The organism is Curtobacterium flaccumfaciens UCD-AKU (assembly GCF_000349565.1).
GTDB classification, from domain to species: domain Bacteria; phylum Actinomycetota; class Actinomycetes; order Actinomycetales; family Microbacteriaceae; genus Curtobacterium; species Curtobacterium poinsettiae.
In genome coordinates this window covers 50,289-76,848 of sequence record NZ_KB714610.1, presented here as the reverse complement: position 1 = coordinate 76,848, position 26,560 = coordinate 50,289, and the positions used below count along the sequence as shown (strand labels likewise).

Sequence of the window (26,560 nt, the reverse complement as noted above, 5' to 3'; positions counted from 1 at the left end):
GAGCCCCTTCGTTCGGTGCTCAGTCCGCGGCGCTGCGGCTGAGCAGGTCGGCCTTCTCGGGGTGGTCGTCGAACCACTTGCCGACGAACCAGCACATCGGGACGATGCGCTTCGTGGTCGTCGACTCGACGTCGGCGACCGCGTACTCGACGAGCTGCGCCGCGTAGCCGTGGCCGCGGTGCTTCGGGACCGTGTACGTGTGCGGGAACGCCACGGCGTCATCGTTCACCCGGTAGTCGAGCACGCTCACGAGCTCGCCGCCGACGTACATCGCGTAGCGGTCCTGATCGGTCTCGTCGCGGAACTCGTGGTCCATGCCCGCCATCATGCTCCGAGCGGGCGCGTCGTGCCGTCAGGGGAATGGGCGGCGTCCGGCAGACGTTGCCCGGACACATGACAACCATCGGAATCATCGGCGCCGGCAACATCGGATCCCAGCTCGCACGACTCGCGGTACGGAACGGCCACCAGGTCGTCATCGCGAACTCCCGCGGCCCGGAGACCCTGACCGACCTGGTCACGGAACTTGGCGACTCGGCACGTGCGGCGACCCGCGACGAAGCAGCTGCAGCGGGCGAGATCGTCGTCGTGACGGTCCCCCTCGCCGCGATCGAGACGATCCCCGTCGAACCCCTGGACGGCAAGGTCGTCATCGACACGAACAACTACTACTGGGAGCGCGACGGCCACATCCCCGCACTCGACGACCAGTCCACCACCACCGCGGAGATGCTGCAGGACCACCTGCCCGGTGCCCTGGTCGTCAAGGCGTTCAACCACATCGCCGCCGACGACCTGACCGGCCACGCGACGCCCGCCGGCACCCCGGACCGCCGTGCCCTCGTCATCGCCGGCGACGACGACACCGCCAAGCAGACCGTCACCGAACTCATCGACGCGTTCGGCTTCGACGTCGTCGACGCCGGGCCCCTCGCCGAGGGCTGGCGCATCCAGCGGGACACCCCCGGCTACGGCCCGCGGCTGACCGTCGCCGAGATGCGCGACGCCCTGGCCGCCGCCACCCGCTAGTCCCGCTGGTCCACGGCTCGGCGCAGCAGCATCACCACCGCCGCCGCGCAGCCGCCGTTTCGCGCTGAGCGACACCTCACTGGCCCCACCGCCCGTGAGCGGTCGCTCAGCGCGAAACACCCAGCGCTAGGTACCCAGCGCGAAACACCCAGCGCGACCCGACCGCGCCCGCTCAGGCCCGGTCGAAGATCGTCGTCATGTCGGCGATGTCGTCCTCGGTCGGCGTCCAGGTGGTCCCCGCCTCGACGTTCTGCGTGATCTGCTCCGGCTTCGTCGCCCCCGCGATGACGCTCGACAGCCCCGGCTGCGCCAGGAGCCACGCGAACGTCGCCTGCAGCATCGTGACGCCACGGTCGTCGCAGAACCGCTGGTACTCGTCGAGGACCTCCCACGGTGCGGCCTCGAGCAGCTGCGGCTTCGAGGTCGTCAGCCGCCCGTCGGCCGGGCCGCCCGCCTTCGTGTACTTGCCGGTGAGCAGCCCGTTGTACAGCGGGAAGAACGGCAGGAACCCGAGCGCGTACGCCCGCACGGCCGGCAGGACCTCGGCCTCGGCAGCCCTGGCGAGCGGGCTGTACTCGTTCTGCGCGGACACGAACGCCGTGGTACCGGCGATCGACGCCGTGAGCTCCGCCTCGGCGATCTGCCACCCCGCGAAGTTCGAGTGGCCGACGTACCGGATCTTGCCCTCGCGGACCAGGTCGTCGAGGACCGACAGGGTCTCCTCGATCGGCGTCACGTCGTCGGGCCGGTGCATCTGGTACAGGTCGATCCAGTCCGTCCCGAGGCGCCGGAGCGACGACTCGACGGCGAGCCGCACGTACCGGCGGGATCCGCGGACGCCCCAGTCCGGACCGTTCGCGCCCTGCATGTCCATGCCGAACTTCGTGGCGAGGACGATCTCGTCGCGCCGACCGCGGATCGAGCGTCCGAGCATCTCCTCGGACATGCCCGGCACGCCGCCGTAGATGTCGGCGGTGTCGAAGAGCGTCACCCCGGCGTCGAGGGCCGCGGACACGACGGCGTCGGTGCCTTCCTGCGACTCGGACGCGGTGCCCCGCCGCCCGAAGTTGTTGCAGCCGAGGCCGACGGTGGAGACGACGAGCCCGGAGGGGCCCAGTGGACGGTGTTCGATTCCGGTCATGCCCCGAACGTACCGGCGACCCCGAACCGGGGCTGCGACCCCCGCAGCGGTTGCCGCTACGACTGAGCACGGATCAGTCGACGGAGAGGAGCGCCGCAGTGGCAGCGCATCGCATGCCCGAATCGGACCGTCCCGGTCGGCCCGTCCCGGCCTGGGTGACCGCGCCGCCCGTCGACGAGGTCGCCCCCGAGCGGGTCGCCGCCGCCGGTCACGTGAACGCCTCCGGCCGGGAGGCCCGCCCCACCCCCGCCTCGTCGCGCGCCGCCCACGCGGCGCCGGTCCGGCCGACCACGGTCACCGGGTCGGCCCGATCGGCTCCCGGACGCCCCGACGCTTCGCCCACCAGCAGGCCGCCGCACGGTCGGCCGACCCCGCCCCCGCACAGGTGCTCGGCCCCGCTCCCGCCCGGTCGTTCGACACCGTGCTGCACGCCGCGGCGTCCCCCGCCGACGCGACCACGGTCGTGACCGCGCCGACCCCGGTGCCGCGGTGTGGTGGCGGGGGCGATGCGTGCCTCCCGACCGAGCTGCTGGAACAGCCCGTGCCCGGAGCCGCCGCACCGGAGCCGCGCCGTGCACTCGGCGTGACCGCCGGGGCGGGGCTCGGTGCCGTCGCCGGCATCGCGACGATCGGTCTGGCCGCCTGGTGGTTCACCGCGCCGTCGACCGTGCACGGCGTCGGCGTGGTGCTCGGACTGCTCGCGCTGGTGGTCTCGATCGTGGCGCTGCGCGACCGGACGTCCACGTGGCAGCGGCCGGTCGCGCTGCTCGGCGCCGTGCTCGGTGGTGTCGGCACCGTCGTGCTGCTGTGGGCGGTCGCCGCGGCGTTGCTGCCGCTCGCAGGGGTGACGCTGCCGGACGTCACCGGAACCGGCGTGACCCCGACGCTCGCCCCGTAGCGCCGCGACCGCTCAGACGCCGGCGTCTCGGTGCGACGCCCCGGGGACGTCGAGACGCCCCCGAAAGCCGCGGCGTATCGATGACTCTGCGGCGTCGATGGAACACGCCGGCGTCTCGCAGCACGCACCGGGGGCGACACACCGGCGTCTGAGCGCTGGCGGACGCAGGTCGCAACCGCTCAGACGGCGCGGACGACCCCGCGCGACAGGATCGCGTTCGTCAGGGCGTCGATCGGCTCCCGCTGCACCGTCGGGTTCGCGATGAGGACGTAGTCGACCGCGGGCAGGTCGGGCAGCCCGAGCCGCTGCGACACCTTCACCAGGTCCGCCGGGATGAGCGAGTGCGGGAACACCGCGACGCCGATGCCCGCGCGCACCGCGGCCAGCACCCCGTTCACGTCGCGGGTGTTGCAGGTGATCCGCCAGGTGCGGCCGGCGGCCTCGAGCGCGTCGATCGCCATCTGCCGGCTGATGCTCGGCGCCTGGTACGCGATGAGCGGCACGGGTTCGCCGGGTTCCAGGGCGATGCCGTCCTGCGCCATCCACACCATCTGGTCGGTGGCGACCCGGGTGCCCTCGGCCGACTCCCCCGCCGTCTGCTTGATGAACACCAGGTCGAGCTGACCGGCGTGCACCCGCCGGAGCAGCGGCGACGACTGGTTCACCGTGAGCTCGAGGTTGACCTGCGGGTGCAGCCGCCGGAAGTCCCGCAGGATCCGGGGCAGCTGGGTGATGGCGAGGTCGTCCGCAGCGCCGAACCGGAGCCGTCCGCGAGTTGCCGCGCCGGAGAAGTAGGCGTCGGCGGTGGCGTGTGCGGCGAGGATCGTCCGCGCGAACCCCGCCATCGCGTCCCCGTTGTCGGTGAGCGCGACGCCACGGGTGTCCCGGGCGACCAGGGTGCGTGCCACCGCGGTCTCCAGACGCCGGACGTGCTGCGACACCGTCGGCTGGCTGATGCCGAGCCGGGTGCCGGCCTGCGTGAAGCTGCCGGTCTCCGCCACGGCAAGGAACGTCTGCAACAGGACCGGATCGAGCACAGGGCACCTCGTTCGTTCGCGCGGGCGTTCGAGCTGTCGTTCGAGCAGCCATCCATGCGGGCATTCGCGCGGTCATTCGACATCGCAATGGACTGATAGCCACCATAGGGGTATCGAATGGCTCGGCACCACGTAGTTTCGTTGGGGTACCAGATCCACACCGACGTCCGGAGAACCCCGCACCGTGAGCGCGTCACCGACGACCCTCCCCCCGCCCACCGAACCGCTCCCGATCCAGGCCACGCGACCGCCGTGGCGCCACACGCTCATCGCCCTGTCCGTGCCGAACTTCCGGCTGTTCACGGCGACGAACCTGGTCGCGATGACCGCCGGCTGGATGCAGCGCATCGCCCAGGACTGGCTCGTGCTGCAGCTGACCGGCTCGGTCGCGCAGGTCGGCATCACGGTCGCCTGCCAGTTCGCGCCGATGCTGCTGTTCGGGCTGCTCGGCGGCGTGCTGGTCGACCGGTTCTCGAAGCGCGCGCTCATGATGATCACGCAGGGCGTCTTCGCCGTGCTGTCCGCTCTGCTCGCCGTGCTGACGCTCGCCGGCGTCGTCGAGGCGTGGCACATCTGGGTGATCGCGTTCCTGGTGGGCATGGTCACCGTGATCGACAACCCGGCCCGGCAGGTGTTCGTCACCGAGATCGTCGGGCACAAGCACCTGCGGAACGCCATCAGCGTGAACTCGTCGGTGTTCCAGCTCGGCGGCATGATCGGTCCGGCACTGTCGGGGGCTCTGCTCGTCGCGGTCGGTGCCGGCTGGTCGTTCGGCGTGAACGCGATCGCCTGTGTCGCCGTCGTCGTGACGCTCGGGTTCCTGAAGGTCTCCGAACTGCACCGCACACCCCCGGCACCGCGGGGCAAGGGGCAGCTCGTGGAGGGCCTCCGCTACGCCGTCAACAAGCCGACGATCATCGTGCCGGTGATCCTCGTGGCGTTCTTCTCGGTGTTCGCGTTGACGATGCCGGTGCTGCTGTCCGCCTTCGCGTCACAGGTGTACGACGTCGGCGCCGGTGGCTACGGGGTGTTCAACTCCGCCGTCGCGATCGGCGCCCTGGTCGGCGCGCTGCTGTCCACCCGTCGGGCCGTCGTGCGGCTCCGCACCATCGTCGGCGGGGTGTTCTGGACGGGCGTGCTGCTCGTCGTGTCGGGGTCGATCCCCGCGATCGCGCCGTTCACCGTCGCGCTCGTGGCCGTGGGGATGTCGCAGCTGCTGTTCCAGACCGCGTCGAACTCGCTCGTGCAGCTGTCGTCGAACGTGGCGATCCGCGGCCGGGTGATGTCGCTCTACGTCCTGGTGCTGCTCGGTGGACAGGCGATCGGCGGCCCGCTGATGGGCCAGGTCGTCGACCGCTTCGGTGCGCACGTGGGGATGATGGTCGCCGGTGGCGTGCCGGCTGCGGCCGCCGCGGTGATCGCGCTCGTGCTCGCCCGCCGAGGGGGCCTGCACCTGGCGGTGCGGATGCGCCACCACCTGCCGGTGCCGGCGATCGTCGCGCACTGACGCGGGACTTCGCGGTGACCACTCGCCGGCCTGGAGGCCCGTGGCGGCCCCGCCCCGCGCCTCCCGTCCGCCCCTTGGTCGCGCCAGGCCGTACGCAAAACACCGGTGTCCACGCTCGACGCCGCGGAATCCCGCGGTGTGTTGCGCGAACACCGGTGTCCTGCGAGGGGCAGTGCCTCAGTAGGCGACGCCGAAGCGCGTCTGGTGGTGCGCCGGGGTGACGATCTCGTCGACGAACGCGATCGCGTAGTCGGCGCCGGAGATGTCCGAGTTGCCCTCGGCGTCGGCGAGCAGGACCTCGTCCGAGGCGCGGTAGGTGCCGCGGCGCTCGCCCGGGTTGTAGCTGCCGAAGGCCGCGGCGGGGCTCACGTAGAACCAGTCGACCTGGGTGTCCGAGGCGCGGAGGGCGTCGAGGATCTGCGCGTGGCTCTTCGCCTCGCCCTTGAAGGCGTCCGGGAAGCCGTCGGTGTCGAAGAGGCGGGGGCCGTCCTCGGACACGCGCATCGAGCCGGCACCGCCGACGATGCCGAGCCGCGCGCCAGCCGCGGCGGCGGCGTCGACGAAGTGCTGGAACTTGTCCTTCAGCTCGCTGCCGTCGGCCTGCACGGCGTGGAGCGAGACGACGACGACGTCGGCACCCTTGGTGACCTCGGACACGAAGTCGGCGTCGAACGCGTCGCCCTGCGCCAGGGTGAGGCCCTCGGCCGGCTCGAGCTTGCTCGTGTCGCGGGCGACCGCGGTGACGGTGAGGCCGCGGGAGAGGGCCTCGTGGGTGATGGCGGAGCCGGCGTAGCCGGTGCCTCCGAAGACGACGATGTTGGTCATGGTGTTCCCTTCGTGGACGTTCTGGGCGTCGGTGACGTTGACAGTCACCGTACAAGAGTTACTCTCTTTGAGTAAGTAGGCACCTGACGGTGCGTTGCGGAGGACACCATGTCAGCACTCGAGTACAGCCCCTACGCGGCGGACTGCCCCAGTCGGCAGCTGCTCGACCGCATCGGCGACCGCTGGAGCGTGCTGACGATCGGCGTCCTCGCCGACGGTCCCGCACGGTACTCGGCGGTGGCGGCCCGGGTGCAGGGGGTCTCGCAGAAGATGCTCACCCAGACCCTGCGGGCACTCGAACGCGACGGCATGGTCACGCGCACGGTGTTCCCCGAGATCCCGCCGCACGTGGAGTACGAGCTGACCGATCTCGGACGGTCCCTGCGCACGGTCCTCGTGCCGCTGGAGGACTGGGCGACCTCGCACATGCCCGACGTCGCGGTGGCGCGCGAGGGGTACGACGCGCGCTGAGCTCCGGCGCGCAGCGCTCCGGCGCACTCGGAATCCCCGACGGTGACGAGTGGTTGCCTGGGGACATGCGATCGATCGTCTACACGAAGCCCGGTGCCAGCAACGTCCTCGAACTCGTCGAGCGGGAGATCCCGGAACCCGGCGCGGGAGAGGTCCGCGTCCGCGTCGTCGTCTCCGGCGTCAACCCGACCGACTGGAAGGCCCGCGCCGGCGGCACGTACGGCGACGGCCTGCCCTTCCCCGAGATCACGCCGAACCAGGACGGCGCCGGTGTGGTCGACGCCGTGGGCCCCGGTGTCGAGGGACTGGCCGTCGGTGACCGCGTCTGGCTGTTCATGGCGGCGGCGTCACGGCCGACCGGCACCGCGCAGGAGTACACCGTCGTCCCCGAGTCCCGCGTGGTCCCGCTGCCCGACGGCATCTCGTTCGACGTCGGCGCCGCGCTCGGGGTCCCCGCGATGACGGCGCACCGAGCCCTCACCACCCACGAGGACGGCCCCGCCCGACTCGGCCCCGATGCCCTGGACGGCTTCACCGTGCTCGTCGCCGGCGGTGCCGGCGCCGTGGGGCACGCCGCGATCCAGCTCGCCCGCTGGGCCGGAGCGACCGTCATCACGACGATCAGCTCGGACGCGAAGGCAGCGCTGGCGACGGCGGCCGGCGCGCACCACATCGTCAACTACCGCGAGGAGGACGCCGCCGAGCGCATCCGGTCGATCGCGCCCGACGGCGTCGACATCGTCGTCGAGGTCTCGATCCCGCAGAACGCCACACTCGTCGCCGACGTGCTGGCGAACCACGGCGTCGTGTCGATCTACGCGAACAACGGCGGGGACGAGGCGAGCCTGCCGATCCGGCCGAACATGACCGTGAACGCCCGCTACCAGTTCCTGCTGCTCTACACGATCGGTGACGAGGCGCTGTCCGCTGCGGCCGAGGACGTCACCGAGGCGCTGCACGACGGCGTACTGCCGGTCGGCGAGGAGGCCGGACTGCCGCTCACCCGGTTCGCGCTCGAGGAGACCGCCCGGGCGCACGACGCGGTCGAGCAGGACACGGTCGGCAAGGTGCTCATCGACGTGACCGAGGCGCCGTAGCCGCGACACCGGATCCCACTCCGGGTCCGGCTCCGGCTCGGCGGACGACGAACGGCTCCCACGCACGCGTGGGAGCCGTTCATGGTGGACGGTGCGGGAGGGGTCAGCGACCCAGACGCGCAGCGATGGCAGCGGTGACCCGGATCCGGGCTGCTGCGCGCTCGCGCTCGATGTTGGCGGCGATGACGTCGAGGTCTTCGTAGTCGGCGTCGGTGGTGGTGTCGTTCCAGTTCGGTGAGGAGATCCGGGCACGCCCGAACGACGGCGGAGCAGGGTTCACGGTCGTCATGGGGGCATCGTACGTCGAGCGTCTGACAGAGCGTGTGAGCATCACGGGCCTTTCCTTGGATTGCGGTCGCGCTCGGGGAACGAGTAGGTCAGCGAGAACGCGACGGCCATGAACGACGCCATCATCGCGATGTTCTTGGCGTCGAGTTCGGTGAAGGCGTCGGGGACCGGGGAGTCGACGGTGAGCATGCCGAACGAGTACTGGTCGGACCGGATCACCACCGACACGTACGAGGAGTACCGCGGTTCGAAGCCCGGCACGTCCTGGTCGACGTCGACGTCGGCGGAGCGGTCGCCGACGATCCGGGGTGATCCCCCGACCAACACCCACTCGAGGTTGCGGTCGCCGTAGGGCGTGCCCGCGCGGAAGACACCGGCGGTGTCGCCGGCGCCGGCGTGACCGATCGGCTCGAGCGCCCGCAGATCGGTGGACAGCTGGTAGACGTTGGCGCGGACGTCGGGCACCTTCGGCAGCAGGTAGAACGCCAGGGCCACGGCGACGCGGTCGGCGACGACGGAGAGTTCGCCGTGGCGCTCGGACCGGCGCAGTTCGGTGAACCGGACGAGCCGGGTGGCGATCTGACCGAACGCGTACCGGACGGCCGTCGACTGCTCGAGCTCCGCCGCGGTGGCGTTGTCCTCGGCCACCGAGCGCGCGGCGTCGCTGCGCCGGGTCCGGACCACCTGCACCGTCACCGCGGCGACGAGCACGACGAGCCCGAACGCGACGAGCGAGAGTCGGACCGCCGGGGCGACGAACAGGTTGGGCAGCTGGAACGCGGCGGTGGGCGCAGCAGCCACCACGATCGGCCACACGACCGTGCCGACCCGTCCTGAACGCTGATGCCCCATGACCACGACGCTAGGTCACGCCACCGACTCGGTCGGAGTTGTCCACAGGTCGGTTCTCCACAGGATCCGACGGCCTCCACCAGCCCGTCGCACGCAGCTGGTAAGCAGGACCCATGACCGACGTCAGCACGCCCGTTCCCGGATCCAGAGCCCTCGTCCTCGGTGGCGGAGGTGTCGCCGGCATCGCCTGGGAAGTCGGCGTCCTCGTCGCCCTGCAGGAAGCCGGCGTCGACCTCGACGCCGCCGACCTGGTCGTCGGCACGAGCGCCGGCAGCGTCGTCGGCGCCTTCGTCCGGAACGGTGCCGTCCAGCAGGCCCACGACCAGCAGCACAGCCCGGCCCCCACGACCTACGAAGAGCCGGCACCGATCGACGTCGAAGCCGTGCAGCAGCACATCGGCGCAGCACTGCAGGGCGCGACCGACGAACAGGACGCCCGCGCTCGACTCGGCCAGGCCGCCCAGCAGGTCGTCGGCGGGCAGACCGACGACGAGCGCATCGTGACCTTCGGCGAGACGCTCCCGTCCACCGAGTGGCCGGAGAAGCCCCTCGCCGTCACCGCGGTCGACGCCACCGACGGCACCTTCCGCCTGCTGACCGCAGCGGACGGCGTCCCGCTCCCCCGCGCGGTCGCCGCCAGCTGCTCGGTGCCCTTCGTGTGGACCCCCGTCAGCATCGACGGCCGCCCCTACGTCGACGGCGGTGTCCGCTCCGGTACCAACGCCGACGCCGCCGCCGGGTACGAGCGGGTCCTCGTCATCGCCTGCGGACCGGAAGGGCCGTCTCCGTGCGGACCCTGGCTCGACGTCGCGGTCGAGGCCCTGCGCGCCGGTGGCTCGTCGGTCGAGGTCGTCGTGGCCGACAGTGCGTCCCAGCAGGCCTTCGGCACGAACTCGCTCTCGCTCGCCACCCAGGCGCCGTCGGCCGAGGCCGGCCACGCCCAGGGCACCGCGGTCGCCGAGCAGATCGCCGCCTTCTGGGCCGAGGACCTGGCGAGCGTGCACGCATGAGCGCCCCGTTTTCTGACCTCGACCAGTACATCGCGCTCCCCCGCGTCGACGGCATCGACGTCAGTCCGGACGGCACTCGCGTCGCCCTGACGGTCAGTGCACTCGATCCGGACGGCACCGGTTCCCGCCGGTCCATCTGGCAGGTGCCCACGTCGTCGACCGACGACAGCCGGTCCGCTGCGCGCCCGGTCCGCCTCACCCGTTCCGCCAAGGGCGAGGGCGGCATCGCCTTCACCCGCACCGGCGACCTGCTCTTCGTCTCCGCCCGGCCAGACGCGGACGCCAGCGACCTCGAGGCGGCGCAGCTCTGGGTGCTGCCCGCCGCGGGTGGCGAGGCCCGCCCGCTCACCCGTCTCGCCGGGGGTGTCGGTGGCGTCCTGGCCACCGCGTCGTCGTCGGACGTCGTCGCGCTGACCGCCGACCTGCTGCCGGGGGCCGGTTCCGACCCGTCGACGGTGCTCGAGGCCGACGCCGGGCTCCGGAAGACCCGCAAGGACAAGCACGTCCGCGCGATCCTGCACGAGACCTACCCGGTGCGGTACTGGGACCACGACCTTGGTCCGGCCCAGACCCATGTCCTGACGCTCGACACGGCCGGCGGCGCGGACGAAGTCGCTCAGCCCGTGGACCGCACGCCGTCCCCCGGCCGCTCCCTCGACCACGTCAGCGGAGCGCTCACCCCCGACGGATCGGTCCTGCTGGCAGCCGTGGGCGTCCGGGAGGCCCGTGGACACCGCTCGACGCTCGTCACCATCGACCTGTCCAGCGGCCACCGCACGGTGCTGTTCGACGACGTCGACGTCGACCACGAGATGCCGGCGCTCAGCCACGACGGTCGGACGATCGCCTGGGTCCGCACCGTCCGCTCCACCCCGGCCGGTGCGAACCAGCAGGAGGTCTGGACGGCCGGCATCGACGGCTCCGACGCCCGCCGCATCGCGGCCGACTGGGACCGTTGGCCAAGCGAGCTCGTGTTCGAGCACGGCGACGGGGCGCTCCTGGCGGTCGCCGACCAGGACGGCCGCGCGCCGGTCTTCCGCATCCCGCTCGACGGCGGCGCCGTCGAGCAGCTGACGCACGACGACTGGGCGTACTCGAGCCTGCGCGTGGCGGAGGCGACGGGCGTGGTCGTGGCGCTCCGGGCTTCCTGGGCGGCGCCGCTGCACCCCGTGCGGATCGCGACGGACGGTACGGTGACCGCGCTGGCGACGCCGGCGCCCCTGCCGGACGTGCCCGCCCACCTGGAAGAGGTCGAGACGACCGCTGCCGACGGTGCCCGTGTGCGCGGCTGGCTGGTCGTACCCGAAGGCGACGGGCCGCACCCGCTCGTCCTGTGGATCCACGGTGGGCCGCTCAACTCCTGGAACCAGTGGTCGTGGCGGTGGAACCCGATGCTGCTCGCGGCACGCGGGTACGCCGTGCTGCTGCCGGACCCCGCGCTGTCCACCGGTTACGGGCTCGACTTCGTGAACCGCGGCTGGAACGCCTGGGGGCAGGCGCCGTACACCGACCTGATGGCGATCACCGACGTGGTCGAGGCCCGAGCCGACATCGACGCCTCCCGCACCGCGGCGATGGGCGGGTCGTTCGGCGGGTACATGGCGAACTGGGTCGCCGGGCACACCGACCGGTTCCGGGCGATCGTCACCCACGCCAGCCTGTGGGCGCTCGACCAGTTCAACGGCACGACGGACTCGTCGCAGTACTGGTCGTCGATCTTCGACGCCGACGGGATCGCGGCGAACGACCCGCACCGGTTCGTGGGCGACATCACGTCACCGATGCTCGTCATCCACGGCGACAAGGACTACCGGGTGCCGATCGGCGAGGGGCTGCGGCTGTGGTCCGAGCTCGCGGAGCACCACGCGGCGCCGGACGGCTCGATGCCGCACCGGTTCCTGTACTTCCCGGACGAGAACCACTGGGTGCTCTCCCCGCAGCACGCCGTGGTCTGGTACGAGACGGTGTTCGCGTTCCTCGGGCAGCACGTGCTCGACCAGGAGTGGGAGCGACCCGAGCTGCTCGGCTGAGCGACACGTCCGGACCGAAGGAGCAGCCGCCGACGATCCCTGCCCGCGCCGCGACCACGGCTCAGAGGGCTTCGAGCACGTCGAGCGCCCGCTCGACCCCGTGCTCTGCCCGCATCCGTCGACCCACGTCGGCGGCACGGTCGCGGCGGGTCAGGGCATCGCGCATCGCGGGTTCGAGCGTGCCCGCCGACACGCGACGCAGCGGAACCGGAGCGGCGGCCACGCCCTGTCGGTGCAGCTGCGCGGCCCAGAACGGCTGGTCCGCGGTGACGGGCACGACGACCGCGGGCACGCCGGCGCGGGCAACGGCGTGCGCGGTACCAGCCCCGCCGTGGTGCAGGGCGAGCGTCGCGCCCGGCAGCACCGCGTCGAACGGCGTCGACCCCACCGCCAGCACGTCGGGGCCACGGAGCGCAGCCGGCAGCGCGAGGCCGCCCGCCCCGGTGACGAGCAGCACCCGGAGGCCGTGGGAACGGGCAGCCGTGACGATCGCAGACCCTCGAGCCGCTGCGTCCCGCGCCGTCCCCGTCGCCATGGACCCGAACGAGGCGACGATGAAGCGACCGGCCCGCAGGAAGTCGCCGACCTCGGGGTCGAGTGACGCCGACGGTGTCGCCTCGTACCAGGCCCCCGTCTGGTGCACCCGCTCGGGCCAGTCGTCGGGCCGCGGGAGCAACGCGGGACTCACAGCCATGAGCGTCGCACGCGACGGCGACCGCCGCGCGGGACGACGGCCGCCCGGCAACTCGGCGGCGGCGCGCACCACGTCGGCGTCGAAGAGACGGGCGACGGCGCGGGGGACGGCGTAGGTGGACCGGTTGCGCGGGCCGAGGTCTCGGGTCGCCGTCGGGCCTCCGGCGGCGGGGAAGCGCTCGCTCGGGGTCGCCACGGGTGCGAACTCCACCAGCACGCGGGGGACGCCGAGCGCGTCCGCCACCATCGGAGCGCTCAGGATCAGCGGGTGGTGCACCACCACGCCGGGGCCGAAGTCGACGCTCTCCCGCACCGCGGCCGCGAGCATCCGGCGCATCGCAGGACGCACCTCGGTGCGCAGGTGGTGCGCGAGCACTCGAGGGGTGCGCCGGACAGGGAACAGCACCCGGTGCGCGTCCAGGCCGAGGCGCACGGTGTCGACACCGTCAGGCGCGACCGCGTCGTCCGGCAGCGCCAGCCGCACCTGGTGTCCGCGGGACAGGGCACGTCGTGCCAGTGCGGCGAAGGGCTCGACGTCGCCGCGGGTGCCGGCGGTGAGCAGCATCATGCGCATCCGACCAGTGTGGCGGGGAAGCCGGCGCCCGGCGTCACCGTCGGCCGGGTACGCTCGGGCCCGTGACTGACGGACTCGAGCGGATCCCGCGAACCGCGCTGTCCGGGATCGGACCGGCCGTGCGCCGGCTCCTGCTCATCTCGCGACCGGTGCTGTGGATCAACACCATCGGCTCCGGGCTCGTTGCCGTGTGGCTCACCGGCGCGCTGTTCGACGTGCGGGCGTTGCCGCTCATCCTGTGGCTCACCCTGCCGTTCAACCTGCTCATCTACGGCGTCAACGACATCTACGACCAGGACACCGACGCGGCCAACCCCCGCAAGGGGTCGATCGAGGGTGCCAGGATCCGACAGTCCGAGGTGCGGCTGATCGCCTGGGCCGTCGCGGTCGTGAACGTCCCGTTCCTCGTCTACTTCTCCATCGCACTGCCGCCGCTCGCGAACGCGGTGATCCTGCTCTACGCGGGTGTCTTCGTCTTCTACTCCGCACCGCCGCTGCGGTTCAAGGCGCGGCCGTTCCTCGACTCGCTGAGCAACGCCGCGTACGCGCTGCCGCTGGTCATCGTCCCCGCGGCGCTCTCGGTCACCCCGGTGTGGCCGGCTGCCCTCGGCCTGATGGCGTGGAGCGTGGCCAAGCACGCCTTCGACGCGGTGCAGGACATCGAGGAGGACCGCCGTGCGGGCATCACCACCACCGCGGTCCGGCTCGGCGCGCGCGGGACGGCATGGTGGAGCGGGTCCTGGTGGATCGCCTCGACGGCACTCTTCGCCGTGGTGAGCGTGCCCGTGGCCGCAGTCAACCTGCTCATCGCCGGCATCCTGGTGGTGTCCCTGCTTCGTGATCCGACGCCGGAGACCGGTCACCGCCTGTACCGTCTGTCGGTCGCCTTCCCGTACATCGCGGGGTCGTTCGTCGGGGTGCTCCTCATGGTGTCGATCGTGTTGGGAGGCCGCTCGTGAGCCGCATCGTCGTGGTCGGGGGCGGGATCGGCGGCCTGACCGCCGCCGCGCTGCTCGCACGTGCTGGCCATCGGGTCACCCTGCTCGAATCCTCCGCAGAGCTCGGCGGCAAGAGCCGGCGCATCCACCTGGGTGCGGACCGGATCGACACCGGCCCGTCGTTGATGACGTTCCCCGCCGTGTGGGACGAGTTGCTGCGGCGACTCGGCGACGGCGCGGACGCGGGCGCACCCGAGCGCACTCGCGATGCCGGTCACCTCGACCTGGTGCGGATGCCCGAGGTCGGTCGCTACTACCACGACGGCGAGGAGACCTCGCTGCCGGTGGCGCCCGACCACCCGTGGTACCCCGCCTGGCGCCGGTTCTCGGACCTGCACTCACCCCTCGCCGACGACGTGACCGAACTGCTGCTCGCCGACCCCCTCGACCGCGCGGCCCTCCCGGCGCTCCGTCGGCTCCTGGCCGTCTACGGTTCGCGACTCACGACGCGCGCCTACCTGGACGGCTTGCCGTGGCTGCCGGACGGGCTGCGCGAGATCATCGCGATCCACACCCTCAACGCGGGCGTCTCGCCGGCACGCACCCCGGCCCTGTACGCGAGCATGCCGGCGATCATGGCGGAGACCGGTGCCTGGGTGCCGCGCGGCGGGATCTACGAGATCGTGCTCGCGCTGGCCCGGCTGGCCGAGGCCGCCGGAGCCGAGGTGCGCACCGGGGAGGCCGTCACCCGCATCGAGCGCGGGTGGGTCACCACCGAGGTCGGGCGGTACCCGGCCGACCTCGTCGTCAGCGCCGTGGACGCCGACCGGCTCACCACACTGACGGGCCCGTCGCGGATCCCACCGCTCCCCCGTCTGCGTCCGCGCACCCTCTCCTGCTCGGCCGTCGCGGTGTACGGCGTCCTCCGCCAGGAGTTGCCGGCGGACCTCGCGGCGCACAGCGTGGTGCTCCCGACGAAGCCGGCGGCACTGCACCGCAGCCTGGAGGCCGGCGACGAGCCGGCGGACACCATGGTGTTCGTCAACCAGTACCGCGCGGGCGAGGTGTACCCGAACGGGCGCAGCACCGCAGGGATCCTGCTCACCGCGCCCGCCGACGGCGGTCACTACACGGCGGAGCACCCCTTCGTGCGGCGCGAGGTCGACCGTGTCTCCCGCGCGATGGGACTCGACGGGCCCCTCACCGACCTGCTCGACGAGCAGGTCGTGCTCGATCCGCAGTACTACGGCGAGGGCGGCGAACCACACGGGGCGCTCTACGGAGCGGCACGTCCGCCGTGGCTGAGCGGGCCGTTCCACCGTCCCTCGTACAACGACCCCTGGCGGCCCTGGCTGTGGCGGGTCGGTGCGTCGGTCCACCCCGGCGGCGGCGTCCCGGCGGTGGTGGGTGGCGCGATGATCGCGGTGAACCGCCTGCTCAAGTCGACACCGGCCTGACACGAACGGGCGAACCAGCGAACCGGCGAACCGGCGAACCAGCGAACCGGCGAACCAGCGAACCGCTCCACACCAGCCGGGCAGTTACACGAACGCGGCCTGCCCGGTGATCGCCCGGCCGACGATCAGGGTGTTCACCTCGCGCGTGCCCTCGTACGAGTAGATCGCCTCGGCATCGGAGAAGAACCGAGCGACGCCCTTGTCGAGCACGATGCCGTTGCCGCCCTGCACCTCGCGGCACCAGGCGACGGTCTCGCGCATCTTCGAAGTGGCGAACGCCTTGGCCATCGCGGAGTGCTCGTCGCCACCGACCCCGGCGTCCTGCATGGCCGAGGCCTGCGTGCAGAGTGCGATCGAGGCCGTGATGTTCGACAGCGACTTGACGAGCAGGTCCTGCACGAGCTGGTGCGCGGCGATCGGCTTGCCGAACTGGACCCGCTCGCGGGCGTAGGCCAGGGCGGCCTCGTACGCGCCGATCGCGATGCCGACCGCCTGCCAGGCGACCTCGGTGCGGGTCAGCCGGAGCACCTCGGCGGTCGAGCGGAACGACGTGGCGTTCTGCAGCCGACGCGACTCGGGGACACGGACGTCCCGAATGACGATGTCGGCGTTCTGCACGCCGCGCAGCGCGATCTTGTCCTCGATCTTCGTCGCGGTGAAGCCCGCGGTGTCGGTGGTGACGAGGAAGCCCTTGACCTGGCCGTCGGCGACGTCCTTCGCCCAGATCACGACGACGTCGGCGAAGGTGGCGTTGCCGATCCAGCGCTTCTCGCCGTCGAGCACCCACTCGTCGCCCTCGCGCCGTGCGGTGGTGCGCAGGCCTTTGGCGGAGTCGCTGCCGGAGTACGGCTCGGTGAGTCCGAAGGCCCCGATGAGCTCGCCGGCGGCCATCCGTGGCAGCCACTCCCGCTGCTGCTCGTCGCTGCCGGCGACCGCGATGGAGTTCATCGCCAGGCCGGACTGCACACCGATGAAGGTGGCGACGCTGGCGTCGACCCGGCCGAGCTCGAGCGCTGTCCACCCGCGGTAGACGGCCGAGTTCTCGAACTGGCGCACCATCGGCACGCCCGGCCCGTACATGCCGAGCTCGGCGAGCGGCGCGATGACCTGCATCGGGAACTCGGCACGCGCCCAGTACTCGTCGGCGATCGGCCGGACCTCCCGCTCGAGGTACTGCCGGAGCTGCCCGAGCGACGCACGCTCCTGCTCGGTGAGCTGCTGCTGGAAGCCGTAGAAGTCCGATTCGAGCAGGGCCGTGGCGGGCATGGTCGTTGACATGGGAACCACGATGCATCATTCTCGAAAACGTTGCAAGAGAGGATCGCGTGTACACATCAGACTCTGCGCTGCGCGCCTTCCGGGAGGCCCGTCACACCTTCATCGCCGGGTCGCGGATCGACATGGGGGCGTTGGCTGCCGCACTCGGCGTCGATCGCACGTCACTGTTCCGCTGGGTCGGCAACCGTGACCGGTTGCTGTCCGAGATCTTGTGGTCCCTCGCCGTCCCGACGCTCGACGGGGCAACCCACGCCGCCGACGAGATCGGAGCGACCGGGGCAGCCCGGCTCGTCGTCGTGCTCGACCGGTTCACCGCGGACCTGATCGACGCCCCGTACTTCCGTGCGTTCCTGACCCGCGAACCGGCTCGGGCGATGCGTCTGCTGACCACCTCGGAGAGCGACGTGCAGAGCCGGTTCGTCGCCCGGGTCACCGCACTCATCGAGCAGCAGGAGTCGTCCGGTACGTTCGATCCGGCACCGTTGTCGGCTGAGGAGCTCGCACGGCTGCTCGTCCGGATCTCCGAGTCGTTCACCTACGCCGAGTTCATCTCCGGTGAGACCCCTGATCCCGACCGGGCACGTGCGGCGTTCGAGTACGTCCTGCGGCCCGACGCGGTGCACGCCACACCCGCACCACCGATCGGAGACCGATGACCATCGACGAATACCCGTTCCGCCGCTCCTACCCCACCAGGTGGAACGACAACGACATGTTCGGGCACGTCAACAACACGATCTACTACTCGGCGATGGACAACGCGTCGACGTACTGGTTCCGCGAGTTCGCCGGGCTCGACCCGTTCTCGTCGGAGTGGATCGCCGTGCTGGTGTCGTCGAGCTGCCGGTTCGTCGAGTCCGCCGTCTGGCCGGACGTCATCGAGGTCGGGATGCGCTCGAAGCACCTCGGCACCACGAGCCTGTCGTGGGAGTTCGGCCTGTTCCGGCAGTCCGACGGGGCGCTGCTCGCCACCGGTGAGTTCGTGCACGTCATCATCGACCGTGAAGGTGCTCGTCGTCCGATCCCGCTGCCCGCCGAACTCCGAGAGCTCGTCACGGGTTCGATGGTCGCGCAGCAGCCCGCCGTCGCCGACTGAGGACCTCAGCCCTTCAGCGCAGCCAGCTCGAGGTTGATGTCGTCGGGGTCCTGCACGGACAGGATCACCATGCCGGCGTCGCCGAGGTCGGTGACCTCGCCGTGCTCGACCCCTGCGGCGTCCAGGCGGGCAGCCGCCTGGTGCAGCTCGTCGACCGACCCCACGACGAAGCTCACGTGGTCGAGGCCGACGGTGTCAGGGTCGAACGTCTGCCCCGCCGGGGCGACCGGACGGAGCCCGAACACCTGGTCGCCGAGCCGGAACACGGAGCCGCCGTAGAAGCGCTCACGGTCCTCGCGCACGCCGGGCTCGTCGACCTGGTCGCTGAAGTCGATCGCCGGGTCGGTGCCGAGCAGCTGCTGGTAGAACGCCTTGCTGCGGTGGATGTCGGTCACGGTGACACGGACGTGGGCCAGGGCGGTCGGGCGTGCGAACGGCTCGGTCATGGTGGAGCTCCTCAGGGTTGCGCGCCGTGGTTGCGACGCGCACCCGAGGCAACCCTCGGTGCCTCCGAAGCACCCGAGGCCGTGCGGCGACCGGACAGCCGCGCGCACGACGTTCCGCACGCCGCACAACCAGAGCGCCCCCGAACCACGCGATCGCGCGGTTCGGGGGCACTTCGGTCGTGCAAGCGGCGCTGGACCCGAACGCCAGCGCCGCGGTCCGGGGTCAGATCAGGTCGTCGGTCAGGTGGTTCGGCGTGCCGAAGCGGTGCGCCGTGATCGACACCGCCTGCTCGCGGACGAACGGCAGGATCTCGAGCCGCCCGGCCTCGGTCACCGGGCCGCCGTGCACCGCGACGTCCGGACGACCACCGACGGCGGAGTACAGCGCCGAGGTGTCCCCACCGATGAGCCGCACGCGGGTCGAGGGACCCGAGGCGACCGAACTCGCGAAGGCCCCGTCGGACACCGTCTGCGACAGCGAGCGCACGATCGGCAGCGACCGGATCGCCGAGGCGACGGACGACGGCAGCGTCGCGGCCGTGGAGACCTCGATCGTCGTGCCAGCCCGGAGTGCGGCTGCGACGACGCGGACGAGCTCGATCACCGAGGCGTCAGCGTCCGCGTCGGCGACCGCGGCCAGCCGCACCTGCACCGACGGGAACGGCAGGTACCGGGCGATGTTCCGCTCGGCGGAGAGCGCCGAGACGTCCGTCGCGGTGCCGAACAGCGTCGACCAGGCCTGCTCGTCGGACGCCAGCGCGCGGTCGAGCATCGGCGAAGCGACCTCGGCAGCCCGGGCGAACGCCGAGACCGGACCCGACACGGCGACACCGGACGCACCGGCCGCCGGTGCCGGCGTCCACGACCCGAGCCCGAGCAGGTAGTTCAGCCCACCGGCCTTCGTGCCCGCACCGACTGCCGACTTCTTCCACCCGCCGAACGGCTGCCGCCGGACGATGGCGCCCGTGATGCCACGGTTGACGTAGAGGTTGCCCGCCTGGATCCGCGACAACCACGTGCCGATCTCGGCCGGGTCGAGCGAGTGCAGTCCCGAGGTCAGGCCGTAGTCGACCTCGTTCACGATGTCGATCGCCTCGTCGAGGGAGTCGGCGGTCATCATGCCGAGGATCGGGCCGAAGTACTCGGTGCGGTGGAACTCCGAGCCACGGCGGACGCCCTGTCGGACGCCCGGGCTCCAGAGCTTGCCGGTCTCGTCGAGCTGCTTCGGCTCGACGGCCCAGGACTCCCCCGCCCCGAGCGTCGTCAGGCCGTCGAGCAGCTTGCCCGATGCCGGCTCGATGACCGGGCCCATCTGGGTCGCCGCGTCGGTCGGGTAGCCGACGGTGAGCGACGACACCGCGTCGAGCAGCTGGTTCCGGAAGCGCTTGGACTTGGCGACCGAGCCGACCATGACCACGAGCGACGCTGCCGAGCACTTCTGACCGGCGTGCCCGAACGCGGACGCGACGACGTCCTTCACGGCGAGGTCGAGGTCGGACGACGGCGTGACGATCACGGCGTTCTTGCCCGAGGTCTCGGCGAGCAGCGGCAGGTCCGGCCGGAACGAGCGGAAGAGCTCGGCCGTCTCGTACGCACCGGTGAGGATGACCTGGTCGACCATCGGCGACGCGATGAGCTGCTGCCCGAGGTCGTCCTCGGACACCTGCAGGAACGCGAGCACGTCGGCCGGTGCCCCGTGGGCGTCGAGCGCGGTCTCGATGATCGAGGCGAGCACGGCGCCGGAGCGTTCGGCGGGCGGCGCGGGCTTCAGGACGACGGCCGACCCGGCGGCCAGTGCGGCGAGGGTGGACCCGGCGGGGATCGCGACGGGGAAGTTCCACGGCGGCGCGACGAGGGTCAGCGCTGCGGGCGTGAAGGTCGCACCGTCGACGTCGTCGAGCGAGGACGCCAGGGTGCCGTAGAAGTGCGCGAAGTCGATCGCCTCGGACACCTCGGGGTCGGCCTGGTCGATGGTCTTGCCGGTCTCCGACGCCATGACCTCGATGAGGGCGGCACGGTTCGCCTCGAGTGCGTCGCCGACGGCGTGCAGCACGGCGCCACGGGCACCACCGGACCAGGTCCCCCAGACCGCACCGGCGGCCTTGGCGCGACCGAGCGCGGAGTCGAGCGCCGTGGCGGAGCCGACCCGGGCCTCCTGGACGGCACGGACGCCGAGCGTCGACGAGGCGACCCGTGCGGTGATGGCGTCGCCCCAGGCACGGACGGCGCCGACCGAGGGGTCGCTGTCCGGGGTGTTCTCGAAGTGGCCGGGGCCGGGGCGGCCGACGGCGGCGTACCGGTCGGCGACCCGGTGTGATGCCGGCGCTTCGAGTCCCTCGGGCGTCGCGAGCGGCACCAGGGAGGCGCGGAAGCGCTCTTCTTCGCGGGCGAACAGCGGCGGCGACGACACGAGCGAGAAGACGGCGGACATGAAGTTGTCCTGCGACGCGCCCTCTTCGAGACGACGGATCAGGTAGGCGATCGCCACGTCGAACTCGCCCGGGTGGACGACCGGCGTGTAGAGCAGGAGCGAACCGACCGTGTTCTTCACGGCCGATGCCTGCCCCTGCGCCATGCCGAGCAGCATCTCGAACTCGATGCCGTCCCGCACGCCGCGCTCACCGGCGAGCAGCCAGGCGTGGGCGACGTCGAACAGGTTGTGCCCGGCGACACCGACGCGGACGTTGTCGACGCGCGATGGGGTGAGCGCCCAGTCGAGCACCCGCTTGTAGTTGGTGTCCGAGTCCTGCTTGGTGTGCCAGGTGGCGAGCGGCCAACCGTGCACCGAGGCCTCGACCTGCTCCATCGGCAGGTTCGCGCCCTTCACCAGCCGGACCTTGATGCCGGCACCGCCGCGGGCACGGCGGGCGGCGGACCACTCCTGCAGCTCCTGCATCGCGGCGAGCGCGTCGGGCAGGTACGCCTGCAGCACGATGCCGGCTTCGAGGCCCAGGAACTCGGGCTCGTCGAGGAGCTTCGTGAAGACCGCGATGGTGAGGTCGAGGTCCTTGTACTCCTCCATGTCGAGGTTGATGAACTTGGCGGGGCTGGCGGCTGCGGCGCGCTGGAAGAGCGGTCGGAGCTGCTCGACGATGTCGTCGACGGCGTGGTCGAACGCCCACGGGGAGTGCGGGTGCACGGTGGACGACACCTTGATCGAGACGTAGTCGACGTCGTCGCGGGCCAGGAGCTTGTGGGTGCCCTCGAGCCGGCGGGCGGCTTCGCGTTCGCCGAGCACGGCCTCGCCGAGCAGGTTGACGTTGAGGCGGACGCCGTCGCGCTTGATGCCGGCGATGGCCGGGCCGAGCTTGGAGTCGGTGGCGTCGACGATCAGGTGGCCGACCATGTTCCGGAGGACGCGGCGGGCGATGGGGACGACGACGTTCGGCAGGACCGGGGCCATGCCGCCGCCGAGCCGGACGAGTCCGCGGAGCGCGGCGGGCAGGAACCCGGGGGCGTCCGGGGCGATCTGGCGGAGCTTGCGGGCGGCGACGGCGAGGTCTTCCGGTCGCACGACGCCGTCGACGAACCCGACGGCGAAGTCGAGGCCGGCGGGGTCGGCGAGCACCCCGGCGAGCTGCTTCGCGGAGCCGTCGACGGGGTACGACTCGGCCTCGGCGAGCCACTGTCGGACGAGCGCGACGGACTGGTCCGCCAGGGCGTCGTGGTCGATGGCGGAGTCCTCGTGCAGCGTCGTCATGGGTTCAGTGTGGAGGTCCGGGATGCGGTAGCGGAAGTGAGCGTTCCTGATGGATACCGTTCAGTTGCGCTACCGTTCCGGTCGCGCTCCGGCTAGCGTCGGACCATGCTCGACGTCCGCCGTCTCGTGCTCCTCCGTGAGCTGTCCATCCGTGGCACGATCGCGGCCGTCGCCGAGGCGGTGAACTTCACCCCGTCGGCGGTCTCGCAGCAGCTCAGCGCCCTGGAGCGGGAGGCCGGTGTGCAGCTGTTCCGCAAGGCCGGCCGACGGCTGCAGCTCACCCCGCAGGCCGAGGTGCTGGTCACCGCGGCGGGCCAGGTGCTCGACGTCCTCGAGCACGCGCAGTCCCAGGTCGAGGAGACCCTGTCGTCCGTGCAGGGCCGGGTGCGGGTTGCCGTGTTCCAGTCCGCGGCCCTGGCCCTGATGCCGAGCGCCCTGCACGAGATGGCGACGGAGCACCCCGACGTCCGGGTCGAGATGGTGCAGCGGGAGCCGGAGACCGCACTGAACGAGACGTGGGCTCGTGACTTCGACATGGTGATCGCCGAGCAGTACCCGGCACATGCCGCACCGCACCTGCCCGGGCTCGACCGATCGGACCTGACGACCGACGCGGTGCGGCTCGCCCTGCCCCCGCTCGACACCGCACTGCGCCCGGTGTCGTCGCTCGAGGACGCGCGCACCATGCCCTGGGTGATGGAGCCCCGCGGCACCGCGTCGCGGCACTTCGCCGAGCAGGTCTGTCGGCGCTGGGGTTTCGAGCCAGACGTCCGGTACGAGACCGCCGACCTGCAGACGCAGATCCGCCTGGTCGAGTCCGGCAACGCGGTGAGCCTGATGCCGGACCTGATGTGGACCGGCCGGACGACGACCTGTCGACTGCTCGAGCTGCCGGAGGGTCCGCGACGGACGATCTTCACGGTGGTCCGCGCCGCTGGCGCGTCGTCGCCAGCGGTGCGTGCTCTCCGCGCCGCGCTCGAACGTGCCGCGTCCGTCGTCGGAGCGTGACACGGCGGTCTGGAGGCGCGGCTCGGGTCGGCACGACAGCTGCGGAGCTCCGTTGCCGTCGTGATCATTCTGTGATCGAGCGATCGTCAGGACTGGCCAGCGGGCGACATTCCCTGAGTAGAGGACGCTGATCCGGCGTCCCGTCCAGGCATCCGAGGGGGATCCCGTGAACCAGTCCTGCAAGTACACCTTCCGCCGCAGCGCGGCGATCGGAGCGGCGATCGCGATCGTCACCGCTTCGTCGGCGTTCGGCATCGGGGCGAGCGCCGCCTCCGCAGCGACCGACGAGACCGCTGCGCCGAGCACCACCGCGACGTCGGCTCCGCAGGGCACGACCGCCGCGGGCACCGCGCCGACGCCCCCCGCCGCCGCCGCAGAACAGGCTGCCCCCGAGGCATCGACACCCGTCACCTGGGCGGAGCCGTCGAGCAAGGACGCGCCGATCGTCCTCACCGTGACCGCCGGCCAGCCGTTCTCGCACACCTTCACCGCCCAGGGCGGCGACGGCCCGTTGGAGTACCTGTTCAACCCGTTGAACTTCGACCCGACCAACGACGTCAACGGCTGGTCCTGGAACGAGCAGACCGGTGTCCTGAGCGCCACCCCGAAGAGCACGTTCGACGGACCCGCACTGTTCCAGGTCACCGCGACCGACCTGCACCAGACCGCCGTGCAGTACGTCCAGGTCGACATCGAGCCCGGCGCCCCGGTGGGTGTCACGTTCGGCGTCGACAGCTCGGACTCCGACGTCAGCTGGCAGGTCGACGCCGACGGGACGATCCGGGAGTACGCGCCGGGTGGCACCGGTGACACCGTGGTGTCGGAGGTCCCCGCCACGGTCGGCTCCTCGATGACCCTCGCGGGGCTGGCCGTCGACGCGCTGGGCAACCGCACCACCCCGGGCGACGAGTACCCGCGCTCGACCGTCACGAGCACCACCGCGTCCGACGGCGTGGTCTGGGACCCGAACTGGTCGGCGAACACGGTGACGTTCTCGGAGCCGGGCACCCGCACACTGACGGTGTCCGAGGGCGGCGTCTCGACCTCGTTCACGGTCCGCGTCCCCGAGGCCCCCGCTGCCGTCGCCGGCATCACCATCGGGGTGCTCCCCGCGGACGGGACCTCCGGCGACCGGTGGGGCGTCGATGGCGACGTGATCACCTACTACCCGGCGGACGGCGACCCGCAGCAGGTCGACGCGATCCCGGCCCGACAGGGTGACCGGGTGCAGATCCGCGCCCTGGCCGTGGACGCCGACGGGCAGCCGGTCGGCGACCACACCGACCTCACCTTCACGAGCGACGTGGCCAGTGACCGCACCGAGTACGACCCCGAGGCTGTGGCCACGTGGGTGACCTTCGAGCACGCGTCGCCGCACACGATCACCGTCGCGTCCGGAGACGTGACGAGCACCATCCGCTTCGAGGTGCAGCCGACGGCGACGACCACGGTCACGACCACCCACACGCCGACCGCGTCGGGCACCCTCGCGTACACCGGTGCCGACGAGTCCGGCCCGCTCGCGTGGGCCCTCGGTCTCCTGGCATCGGGCGCCGGCCTGCTCGTCTGGCGCCTGCGTCGCCGACTCGGCTGAGGCACGTCACGGCAACCGCCTGACGGACCGGAGGTGCGCGGCGAGACCGCCCCGCACCTCCGGCCCGTCGTCGCGCGTTTCTGTGAAAAACCCCAGATGAGAGCCGGTAGTACCGAGACGAAACCGTGATCTCCGGCAGGGGTCGGAACGGGTCCGTGAACCGTAACGTCAGCACAGAGGAGCGCGCGGGCACCGCGTGCTCACCACCAGACTCCCGAGGGGGAACCATGCACCAGTCCACCAAGCCGCCCGTCCGCCGCGCGGCGACGATCGGCATCGTCGTCGCGGCGACCGCCATCGGCTCGGTCATCGGCGTCAGCGCGCCCGCGACGGCGGCGACGCCGACGCGGACGACGACACCGACGAGCACCACGGCGACCGCGACACCGGGTGCCAGCCTGACGCACGCCGCCAGCCCCGCCGCGAAGGCCACGGACAGCGCCACCCCGGCGGCAGCACCGGGTGACGGCAGCGACCTCGCGTTCACCGAGCCGTCGACCCAGGCCGCCCCGATCGCCCTCACCGCGACGGTCGGCACGCCGTTCAGTCACACGTTCACCACCACGGGCGGCAACGGCACCGTCGGGTACGCCATCCAGGACGCCCCGTCGGCGGACTACACGGTGAACGTCGAGACCGGCGTGCTGAGCGGCACGCCGACGACCGCCGGCACATTCGACTTCGAGGTCGTGGCGCTCAGCGGCTCGACACAGGTGACCGAGTACGTCCGCCTGACCGTCTCGCCGTCGCCGGTCGTCTTCACCGAGCCCTCGACGAAGGCGAAGCCGCTCGCCCTCACCGCCACCGCCGGCGCGACGTTCACGCACACGTTCCGCACCACGGGCGGCACGGGTTCGCTGGCGTACGCGATCCAGGACGCACCCTCGTCCGACCTGACCGTCAACGTCGAGACCGGGGTGCTCACCAGCACCGTGACCACCGCTGGCACGTACGACTTCGAGGTCGTCGCCCTCCGCGGCACCGCGACCGCCACGGAGTACGTGCGCCTGACCGTCCTGCCGGCCGCACCCGTCGGGGTCCGGGCGATCGTCGACACCGGCACACCCGGCGCAGCGGTCTGGTCGGTCGCACCCGGTGGCGTCATCAGCGCGTTCTCCGGCGGGGGCGACCCCCTCGGCACCGTCACTTCGATCCCCGTCCAGCAGGGCGGCTCGCTGGTGGTGTCCGGCCTCGCCGTCGACCGGTTCGGCAACCCGACCGCGCCGGCTTCCGTGAGCACCGGGTTCGGCGCGACGGTGACGAGCTCGGTCGCGTCGGACAAGATCGCCGCCGATCCCCGGGGCGACGCCTCGAAGGTGACGTTCCCGCACGCCTCGGACCACCGTCTCACCATCACCCAGGGCGGCGCCTCGACCACGTTCGTCGTCGCCGTCCGTCCCGTCGCCACGGCCGCGGTCGCGACCACCACGAGCGGCACCCCCGGCACCCTCGCCTACACCGGCGCCGACGAGACCACGCCGTTGGCGTGGGCGCTCGGCCTGCTCGCCGCCGGCGGCGGCCTGCTGGTCCACCGTCTGCGGCGCCGTCGCGCCTGAGACGCGACCGACGAACGGACGGGAGGCCCGGTGCC

The 26,560-nt window shown here is 71.9% G+C and carries 24 protein-coding genes; 14 read left to right on the top strand and 10 right to left on the bottom strand.

Annotation, left to right across the window (positions count from 1 at the left end):
* Positions 1 to 19: 19 nt before the first annotated feature.
* Entirely contained in the window at positions 20 to 316 is a 297-nt protein-coding gene (locus H489_RS25680; RefSeq protein ID WP_017886583.1) for a GNAT family N-acetyltransferase, read from the bottom strand.
* A gap of 77 nt (positions 317 to 393) precedes the next feature.
* Here H489_RS25680 and H489_RS25675 point away from each other — a divergent pair, with 77 nt between their 5' ends.
* Positions 394 to 1,029 carry an NADPH-dependent F420 reductase gene (locus H489_RS25675; RefSeq protein ID WP_017886582.1) on the top strand — a complete coding sequence of 212 codons (636 nt, stop codon included), beginning with the start codon at positions 394 to 396 and terminating at the stop codon, positions 1,027 to 1,029.
* A gap of 172 nt (positions 1,030 to 1,201) precedes the next feature.
* Here H489_RS25675 and H489_RS25670 read toward each other — a convergent pair whose 3' ends face one another.
* Positions 1,202 to 2,170, bottom strand: coding sequence for an aldo/keto reductase (locus H489_RS25670; protein ID WP_017886581.1), 969 nt, complete (start codon positions 2,168 to 2,170; stop codon positions 1,202 to 1,204).
* Positions 2,171 to 2,711: 541 nt separating this feature from the next.
* Here H489_RS25670 and H489_RS25665 point away from each other — a divergent pair.
* The gene (locus H489_RS25665; RefSeq protein WP_152427211.1) at positions 2,712 to 3,068 is read left to right on the top strand and encodes a hypothetical protein; all 357 of its coding nucleotides are present in this window, start codon (positions 2,712 to 2,714) and stop codon (positions 3,066 to 3,068) included.
* Positions 3,069 to 3,247: 179 nt separating this feature from the next.
* Here the strand turns inward: H489_RS25665 and H489_RS25660 are convergent, their stop codons facing one another.
* A complete protein-coding gene (locus H489_RS25660; protein ID WP_017886578.1) occupies positions 3,248 to 4,105 on the bottom strand; it encodes a LysR substrate-binding domain-containing protein in 858 nt (285 codons plus the stop codon).
* 184 nt (positions 4,106 to 4,289) lie between these two features.
* Between H489_RS25660 and H489_RS25655 the strand changes: the two genes are divergently transcribed.
* Positions 4,290 to 5,612 (top strand): MFS transporter, encoded by a 1,323-nt coding sequence (locus H489_RS25655; protein ID WP_017886577.1) that lies wholly within the window; start codon positions 4,290 to 4,292, stop codon positions 5,610 to 5,612.
* 177 nt (positions 5,613 to 5,789) lie between these two features.
* On the opposite strand, the gene H489_RS25650 is transcribed toward H489_RS25655, so the two are convergent.
* Complete coding sequence (locus H489_RS25650) at positions 5,790 to 6,437, bottom strand: NAD(P)-dependent oxidoreductase (protein WP_031259414.1); 648 nt, start codon at positions 6,435 to 6,437, stop codon at positions 5,790 to 5,792.
* Positions 6,438 to 6,545: 108 nt separating this feature from the next.
* Between H489_RS25650 and H489_RS25645 the strand changes: the two genes are divergently transcribed.
* Both H489_RS25645 and H489_RS25640 read left to right on the top strand, forming a co-directional pair.
* Positions 6,546 to 6,908, top strand: coding sequence for a winged helix-turn-helix transcriptional regulator (locus H489_RS25645; RefSeq protein ID WP_017886575.1), 363 nt, complete (start codon positions 6,546 to 6,548; stop codon positions 6,906 to 6,908).
* Positions 6,909 to 6,973: 65 nt separating this feature from the next.
* The gene (locus tag H489_RS25640) at positions 6,974 to 8,005 is read left to right on the top strand and encodes an NADPH:quinone reductase (RefSeq protein WP_017886574.1); all 1,032 of its coding nucleotides are present in this window, start codon (positions 6,974 to 6,976) and stop codon (positions 8,003 to 8,005) included.
* A 103-nt stretch (positions 8,006 to 8,108) separates the two neighbouring features.
* Here H489_RS25640 and H489_RS25635 read toward each other — a convergent pair whose 3' ends face one another.
* Positions 8,109 to 8,294, bottom strand: coding sequence for a hypothetical protein (locus H489_RS25635; RefSeq protein WP_017886573.1), 186 nt, complete (start codon positions 8,292 to 8,294; stop codon positions 8,109 to 8,111).
* 41 nt (positions 8,295 to 8,335) lie between these two features.
* Positions 8,336 to 9,145 (bottom strand): GAF domain-containing protein, encoded by an 810-nt coding sequence (locus H489_RS25630; protein WP_140447925.1) that lies wholly within the window; start codon positions 9,143 to 9,145, stop codon positions 8,336 to 8,338.
* Between the two features lie 113 nt (positions 9,146 to 9,258).
* On the opposite strand from H489_RS25630, the gene H489_RS25625 reads away from it, so the two are divergent.
* Entirely contained in the window at positions 9,259 to 10,155 is an 897-nt protein-coding gene (locus H489_RS25625) for a patatin-like phospholipase family protein (protein WP_017886571.1), read from the top strand.
* On the top strand, positions 10,152 to 12,185 hold the full coding sequence (locus H489_RS25620) for an alpha/beta fold hydrolase (RefSeq protein ID WP_017886570.1): 2,034 nt from the start codon (positions 10,152 to 10,154) through the stop codon (positions 12,183 to 12,185). The genes H489_RS25625 and H489_RS25620 overlap by 4 nt, the downstream gene beginning before the upstream one ends.
* A gap of 61 nt (positions 12,186 to 12,246) precedes the next feature.
* On the opposite strand, the gene H489_RS25615 is transcribed toward H489_RS25620, so the two are convergent.
* On the bottom strand, positions 12,247 to 13,452 hold the full coding sequence (locus H489_RS25615; protein ID WP_017886569.1) for a glycosyltransferase: 1,206 nt from the start codon (positions 13,450 to 13,452) through the stop codon (positions 12,247 to 12,249).
* A gap of 62 nt (positions 13,453 to 13,514) precedes the next feature.
* On the opposite strand from H489_RS25615, the gene H489_RS25610 reads away from it, so the two are divergent.
* Together H489_RS25610 and H489_RS25605 are read left to right on the top strand one after the other, a co-directional pair.
* The gene (locus H489_RS25610) at positions 13,515 to 14,411 is read left to right on the top strand and encodes a UbiA family prenyltransferase (RefSeq protein ID WP_017886568.1); all 897 of its coding nucleotides are present in this window, start codon (positions 13,515 to 13,517) and stop codon (positions 14,409 to 14,411) included.
* The gene (locus H489_RS25605; protein WP_017886567.1) at positions 14,408 to 15,847 is read left to right on the top strand and encodes a phytoene desaturase family protein; all 1,440 of its coding nucleotides are present in this window, start codon (positions 14,408 to 14,410) and stop codon (positions 15,845 to 15,847) included. The genes H489_RS25610 and H489_RS25605 overlap by 4 nt, the downstream gene beginning before the upstream one ends.
* 84 nt (positions 15,848 to 15,931) lie before the next feature.
* Here the strand turns inward: H489_RS25605 and H489_RS25600 are convergent, their stop codons facing one another.
* On the bottom strand, positions 15,932 to 17,125 hold the full coding sequence (locus tag H489_RS25600; RefSeq protein ID WP_413813392.1) for an acyl-CoA dehydrogenase family protein: 1,194 nt from the start codon (positions 17,123 to 17,125) through the stop codon (positions 15,932 to 15,934).
* 47 nt (positions 17,126 to 17,172) lie between these two features.
* On the opposite strand from H489_RS25600, the gene H489_RS25595 reads away from it, so the two are divergent.
* Entirely contained in the window at positions 17,173 to 17,781 is a 609-nt protein-coding gene (locus H489_RS25595; protein ID WP_017886565.1) for a QsdR family transcriptional regulator, read from the top strand.
* A complete protein-coding gene (locus H489_RS25590) occupies positions 17,778 to 18,221 on the top strand; it encodes an acyl-CoA thioesterase (protein ID WP_017886564.1) in 444 nt (147 codons plus the stop codon). Before H489_RS25595 ends, H489_RS25590 begins: the two co-directional genes overlap by 4 nt.
* 5 nt (positions 18,222 to 18,226) lie before the next feature.
* Here H489_RS25590 and H489_RS25585 read toward each other — a convergent pair whose 3' ends face one another.
* Together H489_RS25585 and H489_RS25580 are read right to left on the bottom strand one after the other, a co-directional pair.
* Entirely contained in the window at positions 18,227 to 18,667 is a 441-nt protein-coding gene (locus H489_RS25585) for a VOC family protein (RefSeq protein ID WP_017886563.1), read from the bottom strand.
* A 223-nt stretch (positions 18,668 to 18,890) separates the two neighbouring features.
* On the bottom strand, positions 18,891 to 22,367 hold the full coding sequence (locus tag H489_RS25580; protein ID WP_017886562.1) for a proline dehydrogenase family protein: 3,477 nt from the start codon (positions 22,365 to 22,367) through the stop codon (positions 18,891 to 18,893).
* Between the two features lie 105 nt (positions 22,368 to 22,472).
* On the opposite strand from H489_RS25580, the gene H489_RS25575 reads away from it, so the two are divergent.
* The 3 genes from H489_RS25575 (at position 22,473) to H489_RS25565 (ending at position 26,525) form a co-directional block, all read left to right on the top strand.
* Positions 22,473 to 23,375 (top strand): LysR substrate-binding domain-containing protein, encoded by a 903-nt coding sequence (locus tag H489_RS25575; protein WP_017886561.1) that lies wholly within the window; start codon positions 22,473 to 22,475, stop codon positions 23,373 to 23,375.
* A gap of 166 nt (positions 23,376 to 23,541) precedes the next feature.
* On the top strand, positions 23,542 to 24,969 hold the full coding sequence (locus tag H489_RS25570; RefSeq protein ID WP_020381108.1) for a hypothetical protein: 1,428 nt from the start codon (positions 23,542 to 23,544) through the stop codon (positions 24,967 to 24,969).
* A gap of 227 nt (positions 24,970 to 25,196) precedes the next feature.
* Positions 25,197 to 26,525 carry a hypothetical protein gene (locus H489_RS25565; protein ID WP_017886560.1) on the top strand — a complete coding sequence of 443 codons (1,329 nt, stop codon included), beginning with the start codon at positions 25,197 to 25,199 and terminating at the stop codon, positions 26,523 to 26,525.
* Positions 26,526 to 26,560 lie beyond the last annotated feature (35 nt).